The 14,993-nt window shown below is 67.6% G+C and carries 13 protein-coding genes; 10 read left to right on the top strand and 3 right to left on the bottom strand.

All coding sequences use genetic code 11. From position 1 onward, the window contains the following. Positions 1-12 precede the first annotated feature (12 nt). Positions 13-918: a GNAT family N-acetyltransferase gene (locus MF607_RS07395; protein ID WP_242116991.1), complete on the bottom strand. Its 906-nt coding sequence runs from the start codon at positions 916-918 to the stop codon at positions 13-15. 327 nt (positions 919-1,245) lie between these two features. On the opposite strand from MF607_RS07395, the gene MF607_RS07390 reads away from it, so the two are divergent. Genes MF607_RS07390 through MF607_RS07370 form a run of 5 tightly spaced genes read left to right on the top strand, consistent with a single transcriptional unit; the run spans position 1,246 to position 7,586 of the window. Then, positions 1,246-2,526, top strand: coding sequence for an NAD(P)/FAD-dependent oxidoreductase (locus tag MF607_RS07390; protein WP_242116988.1), 1,281 nt, complete (start codon positions 1,246-1,248; stop codon positions 2,524-2,526). Beyond that, the gene (locus MF607_RS07385) at positions 2,523-4,049 is read left to right on the top strand and encodes an ABC transporter substrate-binding protein (RefSeq protein ID WP_242116986.1); all 1,527 of its coding nucleotides are present in this window, start codon (positions 2,523-2,525) and stop codon (positions 4,047-4,049) included. Before MF607_RS07390 ends, MF607_RS07385 begins: the two co-directional genes overlap by 4 nt. Further along, entirely contained in the window at positions 4,046-5,005 is a 960-nt protein-coding gene (locus MF607_RS07380) for an ABC transporter permease (protein WP_242116984.1), read from the top strand. The genes MF607_RS07385 and MF607_RS07380 overlap by 4 nt, the downstream gene beginning before the upstream one ends. Next, positions 5,002-5,799 (top strand): ABC transporter permease, encoded by a 798-nt coding sequence (locus MF607_RS07375; RefSeq protein WP_242116982.1) that lies wholly within the window; start codon positions 5,002-5,004, stop codon positions 5,797-5,799. The genes MF607_RS07380 and MF607_RS07375 overlap by 4 nt, the downstream gene beginning before the upstream one ends. Next, complete coding sequence (locus MF607_RS07370) at positions 5,796-7,586, top strand: ABC transporter ATP-binding protein (RefSeq protein ID WP_242116980.1); 1,791 nt, start codon at positions 5,796-5,798, stop codon at positions 7,584-7,586. Before MF607_RS07375 ends, MF607_RS07370 begins: the two co-directional genes overlap by 4 nt. 66 nt (positions 7,587-7,652) lie before the next feature. Here MF607_RS07370 and MF607_RS07365 read toward each other — a convergent pair whose 3' ends face one another. Together MF607_RS07365 and MF607_RS07360 are read right to left on the bottom strand one after the other, a co-directional pair. After that, positions 7,653-8,357: a cupin domain-containing protein gene (locus MF607_RS07365; RefSeq protein ID WP_242116978.1), complete on the bottom strand. Its 705-nt coding sequence runs from the start codon at positions 8,355-8,357 to the stop codon at positions 7,653-7,655. Then, entirely contained in the window at positions 8,354-9,016 is a 663-nt protein-coding gene (locus MF607_RS07360; protein ID WP_242116976.1) for a haloacid dehalogenase type II, read from the bottom strand. Before MF607_RS07360 ends, MF607_RS07365 begins: the two co-directional genes overlap by 4 nt. Positions 9,017-9,397: 381 nt before the next feature. On the opposite strand from MF607_RS07360, the gene MF607_RS07355 reads away from it, so the two are divergent. Genes MF607_RS07355 through MF607_RS07335 form a run of 5 tightly spaced genes read left to right on the top strand, consistent with a single transcriptional unit; the run spans position 9,398 to position 14,989 of the window. Next, positions 9,398-10,825, top strand: a complete 1,428-nt coding sequence (locus MF607_RS07355) for an aldehyde dehydrogenase family protein (RefSeq protein WP_242116972.1) — start codon at positions 9,398-9,400, stop codon at positions 10,823-10,825. Continuing rightward, complete coding sequence (locus MF607_RS07350) at positions 10,822-11,997, top strand: DSD1 family PLP-dependent enzyme (RefSeq protein ID WP_242116970.1); 1,176 nt, start codon at positions 10,822-10,824, stop codon at positions 11,995-11,997. The genes MF607_RS07355 and MF607_RS07350 overlap by 4 nt, the downstream gene beginning before the upstream one ends. A gap of 1 nt (position 11,998) precedes the next feature. Further along, on the top strand, positions 11,999-12,397 hold the full coding sequence (locus MF607_RS07345; protein ID WP_431311913.1) for a RidA family protein: 399 nt from the start codon (positions 11,999-12,001) through the stop codon (positions 12,395-12,397). A 26-nt stretch (positions 12,398-12,423) separates the two neighbouring features. Then, entirely contained in the window at positions 12,424-13,623 is a 1,200-nt protein-coding gene (locus MF607_RS07340; RefSeq protein WP_242116968.1) for an acetyltransferase domain-containing protein, read from the top strand. Between the two features lie 40 nt (positions 13,624-13,663). Then, on the top strand, positions 13,664-14,989 hold the full coding sequence (locus tag MF607_RS07335) for an NAD(P)/FAD-dependent oxidoreductase (RefSeq protein WP_242116966.1): 1,326 nt from the start codon (positions 13,664-13,666) through the stop codon (positions 14,987-14,989). Positions 14,990-14,993 lie beyond the last annotated feature (4 nt).

Here is a 14,993-nt window from a genome sequence, read left to right as displayed (position 1 = left end):
GGTCGGCGTCGCTCAGCACAGCGCCTGGCTCACGATCGCGAACGCCGTCGCGGGGGCGGTCGCCGGCGGCTCGGCGCCCTTCACCATCGTCACTACCCGCCCGACCCGTACCAGTCCCAATTCCTCCAGCCATGGTCCCAACCCGCTATTGCCGTGAATGTCGAGCCGGATGAACTCGCCGCTGCGCGACCCGATCCACTGGGCGATCAGCGCCTGCGCGCGCACCATGTCGGGGGCGATGACCGGACCGACGACATAGCCGCGCCCGAACCGGCGAAACAGCGCGACCCCGGTCACGTCGTCGCCCTGCGTCAGCACCACGCCCTTCGCGCGGTCGCGCAGCACGGTCATGACGGTCGGGCGATCCAGCCCGCTGCCCGCGCGGACCAGCGCATCGACCACCGCCCCGTCGCGCTCGCCCATCGGACGGATGCGCTCACCCGGCCCCAGCGGCACCAACGGCGCCTGAAACGCCGCACCCTGGTGCTGCAATATCTCGCCGATGCCGTTGAAGCCCAGCTTGCGATAGAGCGGCAGCCCGTCCTCGGTCGCGTTAAGCTGGATCGAGGCATCGCTACCCAGCGTGTCGGCGATCTGGTCGAGCACCGATTCCATCACGATCCGGCCGATGCCCGCACCGCGATGCCGCCGCGACACGATCACCATGCCGAGCGTCGCGACCTTCGGTCCGGCGCGCCACCACATGGTCGTGCCGACGATTTCGCCGCCCAGTTCGGCGACGGTGCCGGTGCCGACCGCCAGCATGTCCGACAGATCCTCGGCCCGATGCGGCCATTGTTCGGCCTTCGACAATGCGTGGAGTTCGGTGATATCGTCCTGCGTCATCGCCCGCAGGCGCATCTTCCGGCTTTCGGCCGGCAGGGGATCGGCACTTGTCTGCATCGTCTCGCGTTCCATCGCTATCCTCACACCATGGTGTAGCCGGGCGAGCGGCGCAGGAGGTGCCGCGCCGCGGGGCAGCCGGCATCTTATCGCGCATAAATCGGCCACCCGCCGGAATATCCTGCCGCAAAAGCGTTGGCTGGGGTAGCGGCGGGAAAGCGAAACCCCCTTCCCGCTACCCCACGGAAATACGGCGGAAGCGGTACGCTGTGCGGTCGCCCGGCCATCGATCGGCACATATGACCTGTCGCTCCGGCAACTAAAGTGTAACGATGCCGGGCAGGATAGAGCAGATTATGCCGTGCCGGGGCAGCATCGCTCCGAGGGGGACGCCGACACGCCATGAAGCTGGAATCCTATTGGCTGGACAGCGGCGAACGCTTCGCCGGGGCCGAACAGGGCCCGGTGCCGGTGCGCGCATCGGTCGTCGTGGTGGGCGGCGGCTTTACCGGACTGGCGGCGGCGCGCGCACTCGCGATGGCCGGAACCGATGTCGTGGTGATCGAAGCGAACCGGATCGCCGGTGAGGCATCGGGACGCAATGGCGGCCAGTGCAACAACGGCGTCGCCGGTGACTTCGCCGGCCTGATCGCCCGGTTCGGCATCGAACGCGCGACGGCCATCTATCGCGCGTTCGACACCGGCGTCGACCGGGTCGAGGCGATCGTCGCCGAGGAAGGCATTGCCTGCGACTTCACCCGCAACGGCAAGCTCAAGCTGGCCGACAAGCCCGAACATGCCGCCAAGCTCGCCCGGCAGGCCGAACTGCTGTCGCAGACGGTCGAGCCCGGCATCCGCCTGATCGAGAAGGTCGATTTACCCCGTGAGATCGGGTCTGATGCCTTTCACGGCGGGCTGCTCTATCCGCGCAGCGGGTCGCTGCACATGGGTCGCTTCGCCAGCGGCCTCGCCACCGCCGCCGTCCGGCATGGCGCGAAGCTATACGAGGATGCGGCATTGACCGGTATCGAGCGCATTTCCGGCGGGCGCCACCGACTGACGACGAAGCGCGGCACGATCGAGGCCGATGCGGTCCTGCTGGCGACCGGCGCATCGATGGCAGGCCCCTTCCGCTGGCTGCGACGCCGGATCGTGCCGATCGGCAGCTTCATCGTCGCGACCGAACCGCTGGGCGCGCTGGCGCAGGAGATCATGCCGGGGCGGCGCAACGGTACGACCACGCGCAATGTCGGCAATTATTTCCGCCTGACCGCCGATAACCGGCTGATCTTCGGCGGGCGGGCACGCTTCGCCCTGTCCAGCCCGCGCAGCGACACGCGCAGCGGCGCGATCCTCGAGGCGGGGATGCGCCGCATCTTCCCGCAATTGGCCGATACGAAGATCGCCCACACCTGGGGCGGGATCGTCGACCTGACCGCCGACCGGCTGCCACGTGCGGGATCACGCGGCGGCATCTATTACGCGATGGGCTATAGCGGCCATGGCACGCAGATTTCGGTGGTGATGGGCGAGGCGATGGCTCGCATCCTTGGCGGTGCGCGCGAAGCGGACGAGAATCCGTTCCACGACATCGCATGGCCGGCGGTGCCGGGGCATTTCGGCCCGCCATGGTTCCTGCCCGCGGTCGGTGCCTATTACCGCTATCAGGACTGGCGGCATTGATCGGCCGGCGCGATGCGATCCGCCTGATCGGCGGCGGCGGGCTGTCGATCGGCCTCGGCGCGTGCGGGTTCGAACCGGCGCGGCCCGAACCGGCTGGCGGTCGCCTGAGGGTTGCCGTCGCGGTGTCGTCGACCGCCGACACCATGGACCCGGCACGGCAGACGGTGGTCACCGATTTCTGCCGCTGCGCCATGGTCTATGACGGGCTGACCAAGCTGGACGAACGCTTCTTGCCGCAACCAGCGCTGGCCGAGGCGATCGAGACCGCCGACGCGCGCGATTGGTCGATCCGGCTTCGCAAGGGGGTGCGCTTCCACGACGGGTCGCCGCTGACCGTCGCCGATGTCGTCTACTCACTGCGCCGGCATCTCGATCCCGCCGTCGGGTCGAAGGCGAAGGTGTTCGCCGACCAGTTCGCATCGGTGCGTGCCGATGGCCCGGACCGGGTCCGCATCGTGCTCAAGACGCCCAATGCCGATCTGCCGACGATCCTCGGCATCCAGCAGTTCCAGATCGTTCGCGACGGCACCCGCGATTTCAACAAACCGGTCGGTACCGGGCCGATGCGGATGCTCGAATATATGCCGGGCGTCCGCTCGCTCGCCGCGCGGTACGACGATTACTGGCGGGGGCCGGTGCGGCTGGGCGAGTGCGAGCTGTTCGCCATCCCTGACGACAGCGCGCGGATCAACGCGCTGCTGTCGGGCGATGTCGACCTGATCCATGCGATCAACCCGCGCATCACCCGCCACCTGACCGGCGCGGGGTTCGAGCTGCTCGAATCCAAATCCAGCGGCTATACCGACCTGATCGCGCGGATGGATCGGGCACCGGGCAACAACCCCGATTTCATCGAGGGGCTGAAGCTGCTGCTCGACCGCGAAACGATGCGGACCGCGATCTTTCGCGGCTATGCGACGATCGCCAACGATCAGCCGATCGCACCGACCAATCCCTATTACGACCCGAGCGTGCCACAGCGGCCCTTCGATCCCGATCGTGCGCGCTTCCTGTTCAAACGCGCCGGGCTGGCGGGCGCGCGGGTGCCGCTGGTCACCTCCACCGCCGCCGACAAGTCCGACGACATGGCGGTGCTGATCCAGGACGCTGCGCGGCGCGCGGGCCTCGGCCTCGACATCCGCCGCGTGCCGTCCGACGGCTATTGGACCAATAGCTGGATGAAGGTGCCGCTGGGCTTCGGCAACACCAACCCGCGCCCGACCGCCGACATCATCTTCACGCAATTCTTCGCATCGAACGCGTTGTGGAACGAAAGTGCGTGGAAGAACGCGCGCTTCGACCGGCTGCTGGTCGCAGCGCGCGGCGAGACCGACGAAGCGCGGCGCAAGTCGCTCTATGGCGAAATGCAACATCTGGTCCACGATCAGGCCGGCATCGGCATCCCGTTGTTCATCAGTTCGATCGACGCCTACAGCCCGCGCCTCAAAGGGTTGCGCCCGATGCCGCAGGGGGGACTGATGGGGTTCGATTTCGCCGCCCATGTCTGGCTGGAGGGCAAATGACGCTGTCGCCGCTCGTTTCGCTGATCGGCCGCCGGGTCGGGGCGTCGCTGGTCACGTTGCTGTTCGTATCGCTGGCGGTGTTCGGCATCGCGCAGCTGATGGAGGGCGACGTGGCCGAGGCGATCCTGGGTCAAAGCGCCACGCCGGAGGCACTGGCGGGACTGCGCGCCGCGATGCACCTCGATCAGCCGGCATGGGAACGCTATCTCGAATGGGCGACCGGCGTGCTGACCGGCGATCCGGGGCGTTCGCTGATCACCGGGCTGCCGGTGTGGGAGATGATCGCCGCACGGCTGGGCAATTCGCTGACGCTGGCCGGGTTGACCGCCTTGGTATCGGTGCCGCTCGCACTGCTGCTGGGCATCGTCGCGGCGGTGAAGCGTGGCACGGCGTTCGACCGGACGATCAGCATCGCGACGATCGGCATCGTGTCGGTGCCGGAATTCCTGATCGCGACGCTGGCGGTGATGCTGTTCGCGGTGACGCTGCGCTGGCTGCCGGCACTGTCGTCGACCCGCGACGTTCATTCCACCTGGGATTTGGTGCGGGTGTTCGCGATGCCGGTGTTCAGCCTCGCCTGTTTCGTGATGGCGCAGATGGTGCGGATGACGCGCGCGGCGGTGATCGACGCGCTCGACACCTCGTACGCAGAGGCGGCGCGGCTGAAGGGCTGTTCGCCCGCGCGGGTCGTGCTGCGCCACGCCCTGCCCAACGCCATCGGGCCGATCGCCAATGCGATCGCGCTCAGCCTGTCGACCTTGCTGGGGGGCGTGATCGTGGTCGAGATCATCTTCAACTATCCGGGCGTCGCGCGGCTGATGGTCGATGCGGTCGCGACCCGCGACCTGCCGCTGGTGCAGACCGTCGCGGTCATCTTCTGCATCGCCTATCTGCTGCTGGTGACGACCGCCGACGTGGTCGCGATCCTCGCCAATCCGCGGTTGCGCCACCGGTGAGCAGGCTCGCGATCAGTGGCCGGATCGGCCTTGCCCTCGTCGTGCTGTGGGTGATCGTCGCCCTCGCCGGCCCCGCCCTCGCGCCGCACGGCGTGGGGGAGGTCGTCGACCTCGACGTGTTCAGCGGCGTCAGCCGCGCCTTCCCGCTCGGAACCGACTATCTCGGTCGCGACATGCTCAGCCGGGTGCTCTACGGTGCCCGCTACACCGTGTTCATCGCCTTCGTCGCGACCGCCATCGCGGTGGTGACGGGGGTGCTGCTGGGCCTTGCGGCGGCGGCGGGGGGATGGGTCGACATGTTGTTGTCGCGGCTGTTCGACATCGTCATCGCCATCCCCAGCCTGATGTTCGCGCTGGTCGTGATCGCGGCGACGGGCGCGTCGATCCCGGTGCTGATCGGGACGCTGGCGGTGATCTATACCCCCGGCGCGTTCCGCACGGCGCGGTCGCTGGCGATGGGGGTGATGGCGCTCGATTTCGTGTCCGCCGCGCGGGCGCGGGGCGAAGGCCTGCCCTATATCGTCGTGCGCGAGGTGCTGCCCAACGTTACCGGACCGCTCGCCGCCGATTTCGGGCTGCGGTTCGTGTTCGTCGTGCTGCTGCTCAGCGGGCTTTCGTTCCTGGGGCTGGGCGTACAGCCGCCCGAGGCCGATCTGGGCGCGCTGGTCCGCGAAAACATCGCCGGCCTCGGCTTCGGCGCGCCTGCCGTGCTGTTTCCGGCGGTGGCGATCGCCTCCCTTACCATCGGGATGAACCTGTTGATCGACTCCCTGCCCGGACGCCGCCGCCGATGACCGCTCCGCTTGCGCGCATCGACCATCTGCGCATCACCGCCACCGGCGAGGACGGGTGCGAGATCGTGATCGTCCCTGACGCCACGCTGTCGGTGGCACCGGGCGAGGTGCTGGCGCTGATCGGCGAATCGGGATCGGGCAAGACGACCATCGCCCTGTCGCTGCTCGGTTATGCCCGGCCCGGCTGCCAGATCGCCGGCGGTACGATTGAGGTCGCGGGGCAGCGGCTCGACACCGCCAGTGCCGAAGAACTGCGCAGCATCCGCGGCCGCACCGTCGCCTATGTCGCGCAGAGCGCGGCGGCGGCGTTCAACCCGTCGCTGACGATCATGGCGCAGGTGATCGAACCGGCGCTGATCCACGGCACGCTCGACCGCGCCGCTGCCGAGACGAAGGCGAAGGACCTGTTCCGCCGCCTGGCCCTGCCCGATCCGGAGGGGGTCGGCGACCGCTATCCGCATCAGGTTTCGGGCGGGCAGTTGCAGCGGCTGATGGCGGCGATGGCGCTAATCACCGATCCGAAGCTGGTCATCTTCGACGAACCGACCACCGCGCTCGACGTGACGACGCAGATCGAGGTGCTCAAGGCATTCAAGGACGCGGTTCGTGACCTCGGCACCACCGCCGTCTATGTGACGCACGACCTCTCGGTCGTGGCGCAGATTGCCGATCGTATCGCCGTGCTGAAGGGCGGCGAGGTCCAGGAACTCGGCACCACAGAACAGATATTGTTTGCACCGACCCATGACTATAGCCGCGCGCTGGTCGCCGCCGCCGCGCCGCGCACGCCGGCCGTCGCGCCGGCCGTCGAGGAAAAGCCGCTGCTCGACCTGTGGGGCGTCGTCGCCGGCTATGGCGGGACCAACCATGACGGCAGCCCGCGCGTGAAGATCCTCGACGGGATCGACGTGTCGATCAGGCGCGGACAGGTGCTGGGTGTGATCGGCGAGTCCGGTTGCGGCAAGAGTACCCTTGCGCGCGTCGTCGCCGGACTGCACGCACCGACCGCTGGACGCATATTGCTCGATGGCACGCCGTTGCCGCCGGTCGTCCGCCGCCGCTCGCGCGACGAATTGCGCCGGGTGCAGATGGTGTTCCAGAGCGCCGACACCGCGCTCAACCCGGCGGTCAGCGTCGGCGCCGCCATCGCTCGACCACTCGCTTTCTATCACGGCATGGATCGCGCGTCGGCACGGGCGGAAGTCGCACGGCTGCTCGACCTTGTCCGCCTGCCCGCCGCGCTCGCCGACCGGTTGCCCGGCGAATTGTCGGGCGGGCAGAAGCAGCGGGTGAACCTGGCACGGGCACTTGCCGCACGGCCCGACCTGCTGCTGTGCGACGAAGTGACCTCGGCGCTCGACCCGGTGGTGGCCGAAGCGGTGCTCGACCTGCTGATCGAACTGCGCCGCGAACTCGGCCTCGCCTATATGTTCATCACCCATGATCTGGAGATCGTGCGCGCGATCAGCGACGACGTGCTGGTGCTCTATGCCGGGCGCGTCGCCGAACGGGTAACGCGCGATGGCCTGCGCCATGGCGCGCACCATCCCTATACCCGGCTGCTGACCGCGTCGGTGCCCGAATTGCGGCCCGGCTGGCTCGAGGAAACGCCCGCGCGGGACGCAGCTGCTGCCGGCGGGGCGCGGATGCGGGACATGGGGTGCAGCTTCCTGCCGCGCTGTCCCAAGGCGGTAGATGCCTGTGCCGCAGAAATGCCGCCGATGCTGATCGAGGACGACCGCCGCATCTTCTGCCACCGGTCGGTCGATACGCTGGCGGGGCGGTAAGGTCTTTAAACTACCGTACCCCCGCCTGCGCAGGGATACGGTAGTTTCGGTTATGTCACATGCCGATCAGTCGACCACCGGCCGCCAGATCGCATAGACCTTCTTCACATGCACCTGGCTGTCCCATGCGCAATGCGCGGCATGTTCGAGCAGGAAGACGTCACCGGTCGAGAAGGTCCGGCTGGCCCCCGTTTCGTCGGTGAAGGTCACGCTGCCGTCGAGCAGGTGCATCAGTTCGTGATGGCGATAGCGCATCGCGATGCGGTGATAGGGAGTCGAATCCCACGTTCCGCAGATGAACACGCCGTCGCTCGACAGATAGTCGGTGTGGTTGCGGCACGACGGGGTCGGTCCGACCAGCAGCTCGGCGAGCGGCGGGTTGGACGGGGTCAGTTCGGCCGCCTCGTCGATCGGCACCACCGCTTCGGCGGCCGGCGTTTCGATCGCATAGCGCATCGCCAGCACGCGGGTGGCGGGTGCCGCCGCCCAGTCGAAGGCGACCCCCGTCGGGATGACCGCACTGCGACCCGCGTCCAGCGTGGTGTCGCCGATTCGCAGCGATCCTTCGAGGACGATGACGAATTCGTCACCGGGCAGGCCCGCCACCGAACCGCTGCCGCCGTCGAGCGCGACCAGGTCGACGCTGCACGGCCCGTCCGCCAGCGGCAGCGCGGTGCGCGCGGTCGCATAGTCGCCGGTGTCGTTCACCGCCGCATCGGCGGCGAAGGCGCGCAGGTCGATGAACGACCGCACCTTGGCTTCGACGCTCACAGCCCCACCAGCCCGGGCAGACCCGCGAGGCTGGGGATGTCATGCACCTGATAATAGGGGTTGAGCGGTTCGTGCCCGCGATTGACGAACGCCTTGTCCTTGATGCCAAGGTCGAACGCCGTCATCTGGTCGTAGCGGAAGCTGGACGAGACGTGCAGCACGTCCTCCGGCCCGCAGCCGAGCTGGTCGAACATATATTCGAACGCCTGCATCCGCGGCTTGTACGCCTGCGCTTCCTCGGCAGTGTAGACGGCGTGGAACGGCGCCTGCAGCTTCTCGACGCTGGCCGGGATCAGGTCGACCATCGAGTTCGACAGGATGACCAGCGGATATTCTGCGGCGACGCGCTTGAGCGGCTCGACGACGTCCGGGTGCGGTCCCCAGGTCGGAACGGCCGCATAGACTTCCGCCGTGTCGCTGTCGCGATATTCGATGTTCCACCGCTTGCAGGTCCGGCGCAGCGCACCCTCGACCACGTCGCGATACGGCTTCCACGCGCCCAGCACTTCGTCGAGGCGATAGGCCGAGAAGTCGTCGGTGAACTGCTGCATATCGGCTTCGGCGATGCGATCGGCATACAGGCGGCGGGCGACCGGCGCCATTTCGAAATAGATCAGCGTGCCATAACAATCGAACGTGATGTACTTTGGACGAAGCACGGTCAGCCCCCTTCGTAAAGCTGGTGTGGAACGACGCAGATATTGGCCGCGACGGCACGGCAGATAGTCTTGTTTCGTCCGGTTTCGCACGGCGAAGCGAACGACGTTTCGCGCCCTCCGGCATAATCTGCCGCGCCTGCATTGCCATGCGCTGCGACCGCTTTTGGCGGAATGCACGGCAAAATAGAGGAAGATTGCGGCAGAAAATGGCGGCCGGCGATGCAAAATTGCCGACTGCACGTCCCGACGGCGGCGGGAATGCCGTTTTGCCGGTCCTTTTCGAAAGCGTCTGCTGAACGCTTGCCCCTAGACTCGGGATCGACAGGCGGCCTTTAGGGTTCGCTGCCCGCATCGGGCGCCGGACACGTGGACGGGATGGACATGACGCACGACAGGTCGGGACAATATTATATCGACGGCGGCTGGTGCGATCCGGTCGGCGACGCGCCGCGGATCGGCGTAATCGATCCGGCGACCGAGACGCAGATCGGCACCATCGCCGCCGGATCGGCCGCCGATGTCGACCGTGCGGTCGCGGCGGCGATGCGCGCCTTCGACAGTTTTGCTCTGTCGCCGGTCGCCGACCGGATCGCGCTGCTCGACCGGATCGCGACGCTGATGGAGGAGCGCGCCGAAGCCTTCGCACAGGTGATCGCCACCGAAATGGGCGCGGCGATCAGCTTCGCGCGCGCATCGCAGGTCCCCTTCGCCATTGCCCATGTCCGCGCGCAGATCGACGTGCTCCGGTCCTACCGCTTCGAACGGCCCGATGACGGCTTTACGGTCGTCAAGGAAGCGATCGGCGTCTGTGCGCTCATCACGCCATGGAACTGGCCGCTCTATCAGATCACGGCCAAGGTCGCCCCCGCCATCGCCGCCGGATGCCCGGTGGTGCTGAAACCCAGCGAATTGTCGCCGTACAGCGCGCTGATGTTCGCGCAAGTGGTGCATGATGCAGGCCTGCCGGCGGGGGTGTTCAATCTGGTCAACGGTACCGGTGAAGCGGTCGGTGCGGCATTGTCGGCACATCCCGATGTCGCGATGATCTCGATCACCGGATCGACCCGCGCCGGCGTGCTGGTGGCGCAGGCAGCGGCGGTCAGCGTCAAGCGGGTCGTGCAGGAACTGGGTGGCAAGTCGCCCAACCTGTTCCTCGACGATGCCGATTTCGCCGCCGCCGTGCCACGCGCGGTGATGGCCGGCATGCGCAATGTCGGCCAGTCGTGCAGCGCGCCGACGCGAATCCTGGTGCCCGCCGACCGGCTGGCCGAGGTGGAGACGCTGGCGGCGGCCGCAGCGGCCGAGTGGCGCGTGGGATCGCCGCTCGACGATGCGACGACGATGGGGCCGATCGCCAACGCCGCGCAACATGCCCGGGTGCAGGCGATGATCGAGGCCGGCATGGCGGAGGGTGCGACATTGGTCTGCGGTGGCCCCGGCCGTCCTGCCGACCTCAATCGCGGCTACTATGTCCGCCCGACCATCTTTTCGAGCGTGACCCGCGACATGCGGATCGCGCGCGAGGAGATTTTCGGGCCGGTGCTGTGCATCATGCCCTATTGCGACGAGGAGGACGCCGTCGCGCTGGCCAACGACACCGTCTATGGCCTCGGCGCGCACGTCCAGTCGGGCGATCCGGCGCGAGCACAGGCGGTTGCCCGGCGCATCCGGTCGGGACAGGTCCATATAAATTCGCCGAAATGGACCGCGCACGCGCCGTTCGGCGGATACAAGCAATCGGGCAATGGTCGCGAATACGGCGTCCATGGCTTTGAAGAATATCTGGAAACCAAGGCGATACTGGCATGACGACCCTGATGGAAAAGACCGCGATGCAGGACGATGCCGCGACGCTGGCGACGGTCGAGACGCCGTGCCTGATCCTCGACGCCGACCGGATGGATCGCAACATCGCCCGGCTGCGCGCGCATCTGTCGCCGATGGGCGTGACGCTGCGTCCGCATCTGAAGACCGGCAAGTCGATCGAGGTCGCGCACCGGCTGATGGAAACGCCGGAGGGTCCGGCCACCGTCTCGACGCTGAAGGAAGCCGAACAATTCGCCGCGGCCGGCGTGCGCGACCTGATCTATGCGGTCGGCATCGCCCCCGACAAGCTGCCGCGCGTGCTGGCGCTGCGGACCAGGGGCGTCGATATCGCCGTCGTGCTGGACACCGTCGAACAGGCCGAAGCGGTCGCGGCGGCATCGCGCGAGGCAGGCACCGCCATCCCGGCACTGATCGAGATCGACTGCGACGGGCATCGTTCGGGCGTGCTGCCCGACGACAGCGCGGCGTTGCTGGCGATCGGTCGCGCGCTGGTCGAGGGTGGCGAGCTGCGCGGGGTGATGACCCATGCCGGTGGCAGCTATGCCGCGCGCACACCCGAGGAGCTGCGTCGCTACGCCGAAGTGGAGCGCAAGAGCGTGGTCGATGCCGCGACCACGCTGCGCGATGCCGGCCTGCCCTGCCCGGTGGTGAGCGTCGGATCGACCCCGACCGCGCATTTCGCCACCGACCTGACCGGCGTGACCGAAGTGCGCGCAGGCGTGTTCGTGTTCTTCGATCTGGTGATGCACGGCATCGGCGTCTGCGCGGTCGACGATATCGCGTTGTCCGTGCTGGGCACGGTCATCGGTTTCCAGAAGGAAAAGGGCTGGATCCTGATCGACGCCGGCTGGATGGCGATTTCGCGCGATCGCGGCACCGCCAAGCAACCGGTCGATCAGGGCTATGGCATCGTCTGCACGCTCGACGGCGTGCCCTATCCCGACCTGATCCTTGCCGACGCCAATCAGGAACATGGCATCATCACCGTGCGGCCGGGGACCGACGAGCAGCTGCCGCCGCTGAAGATCGGCGACCGGGTGCGCGTCCTGCCCAACCATGCCTGTTCGACCGCCGCGCAGCATCCCGCCTATCATGTCGTCCATGGCGACGATCCTGCCGTCACCGCGACGTGGTCGCGCTTCGGGGGGTGGTAAGGTGACCGACGTGACGATCCGGCCGGTGCTGACCGACGACGCCCCCTTCCCCGCCGGCCATTATGCGCAGGCAATACGGGCGGGCGATCACCTGTATATCTCCGGCCAGTTGCCGATCCGTGCCGACAAGCAGCCTTTGGACGACATGGCCTTCGAGGCGCAGGCGGCGCAAGCGATCGACAACATGCTGGCGATCCTGACCGCCGCCGGGGGCAGCCCTGCGCAACTGGCGCGCGTCAACGCCTATATCGTCGGGGTCGAGAACTGGCCGCGCTTCAACGGCGTCTATGCCGCGAAGCTGGGCGAGGCACGGCCGGCACGTACCGTCGTGCCGGTGCCCGAGCTGCATTACGGCTATCTGGTCGAAATCGACGCCGTCGCGCTGCTGCCGCAGGGTTGACCCTTCTCCCACCAACGGAGTTTTCCATGGCCAGCATCCCGACGGACCGCCCCTTTCCCGGCCGAACCGCCCCGCCCCCCGTGGCAAAGGCGGCGGCGGGCGCGCGGCTGGTCAGTATCGACGCGTTGCGCGGTTTCGTGATGGTCCTGATGCTGCTCGACCATATCCGCGAGGCGTTCCTGCTGTGGGTGCCGATCGGCGATCCGGTCGATGCGCTGACCGTCGCGCCCGACAGCTTCTTCAGCCGGATGACCAGCCAGATCTGCGCCCCGGTCTTCGTCGCGCTGACGGGTCTCGGCGCCTATCTCTATGCGCAGAAGCACAGCAAGGCCGAGACGGTCGCCTTCCTCCTGAAGCGCGGCCTGTTCCTCGTGCTGCTCGAACTGACCGTCGTCAACTTCGTGTGGCGTGCGGAATTTCCGTTCACGATCGTCTATCTGCAGGTGATCTGGGCGATCGGGTTGAGCATGATCGTGCTCGCCGGGTTGATCCGCCTGCCCCATGCCGTGATCGCCGCGATCGGCGTGGCGATCGTCGCCGGGCATAATCTGCTCGACCCGATCGTCCTGCCGCCCGAGCATCCCTTCTACGCGCTTTGGTCGCTGCTGCATGAGCGCGGCACGATCACGCTCGGCGGGTTGCCGATCCGCTTCAGCTATCCGCTCCTGCCATGGATCGGGGTCATCTGCCTCGGCTGGACGATCGGGCCGTGGTTCGCGCGGCTGGACGTGACGACGCGGCAGCGGCGGCTGGCGCTGACCGGCCTCGCCATGCTCGCCGGCTTCCTCGTGCTGCGGTTCGCCAACGTCTATGGCGACACGCCGTGGTTCGTGGTGCCGGGATCGCCGCTGCGCACGGTGATGAGCTTCCTCGCGCTTACCAAATATCCGCCGTCGCTGCTGTTCGTGCTGGCGACGCTGGGCACCGGGCTGCTGCTGCTCGCGCTGTTCGACCGGATCGCCGATGCGCGGGTCACCGGCTGGCTGTCGGTGCTCGGCGGCGCGCCGATGTTCTTCTACCTCTTCCACCTTTATGTCCTGCGTACGCTGTACCTCGGCGCGGTGGCGGTCTTCGGCCTCAACCATGGCGAGGTGTTCGGCTTCCCGTCGATCCACTGGATCTGGCTGATGTGGGTCGCGATGATCGTGCCGCTCTACTTCCCCACGCGCTGGTTCTCGAACCTGAAGAAGCGCCGCAAGGACATTCGCTGGCTCAAATATCTCTGAGCGTCCCTCCCCTGTACCGGAACTGCTGGAGCCTATCGGAATGCCCGCACCGCTGACGTTCGTCGATTCGACCCCCGACCTGCCCGCGACCGCCGATGTGGTGGTCATCGGCGGGGGGATCGTGGGCAGCTTCACCGCCTATTACCTCGCCAAGCGCGGGCTGAAGGTCGCGCTGGTCGAAAAGGGTCGCATCGGCGGCGAGCAATCCAGCCGCAACTGGGGCTGGTGCCGCCAGCAGAACCGCGACGCGCGCGAGCTGCCGATGGCGACCAAGGCGCTCGACCTGTGGGAGCAGTTCGCCGCCGACACCGGCGAGGATACCGGCTTCAGCCGCTGCGGCCTGCTCTATCTGAGCGATAACGAGGCCGAGATCGCCGGCTGGGCACGCTGGCGCGATTTCGCGCGCACCGCCGGGGTCACCACGCACATGCTGTCGTCCGCCGAGGCGACCGAGCGCGGCCGGTTCAGCAACAAGGCGTGGAAGGGCGGTGTCTTCTCCCCCACCGACGGCACCGCCGACCCGTCGCGCGCCGCGCCGGCCGTCGCCCGCGCGATCATGGCACTGGGCGGCACGGTGCATCAGCAATGCGCGGTGCGTGGGCTGGAGACCGAGGGCGGTCGGCTGTCTGCCGTCGTCACCGAACAGGGCGTGATCCGCACGAAGATCGCGGTGCTGTCGGCCGGCGCATGGGCGTCGTCCTTCTGCTACCAATATGGCATCCGCTTTCCGCAGGCGACGATCCGCCAGACCGTCATGTCGGTCGGGCCGGGCGAGGAAATTTTCCCGCCGGCGATGCACAGCGACTTTATCTCGATAACTCGGCGCGGCGATGGCGGCTATACCCTGTCGATCAGCGGCAGCGGTAAGGTCGACCCGACCCCGCAATTCCTGCGCTTCTCGACCCAGTTCCTGCCGATGTTCCTGCGGCGCTGGCGCAAGCTGTCGCCGGGCGGGCTGGAAGGGGTGCAGTCGGGCCATGAGAACGTCAGGCGCTGGAAGCTCGACAGGCCGACGCCGATGGAGCGGATGCGTATCCTCGACCCGACGCCCGACGCCGCGACCGTCAAACGCACCCATGCGCGCGCGCTGGAGATGATGCCGCGTCTGCGCGAACGGGCGGTGACCGGGGCATGGGCGGGTTATGTCGACAGCACCCCCGACGGCGTCCCCGGCATCGGTGAGATGGCGAGCCTGCCCGGCTTCGTGCTGGCATCGGGGTTCAGCGGGCACGGCTTCGGCATCGGCCCCGGCGCCGGGCATCTGATCGCCGATGTGGTCAGCGGGGCGGAGCCGATCGTCGACCCCAAACCCTATCATCCCGACCGGTTCGAACAATCGTCCTGGGGCAAGGTCGCGGAGTTCTGATCGC

Origin of the sequence: Sphingomonas lacusdianchii, assembly GCF_022664395.1 — a bacterium.
Classification (GTDB): Bacteria; Pseudomonadota; Alphaproteobacteria; order Sphingomonadales; family Sphingomonadaceae; genus Sphingomonas; species Sphingomonas lacusdianchii.
The sequence above is the reverse complement of the archived record's forward strand: the minus strand, read 5'-3'. Positions and strand labels throughout refer to the sequence as shown.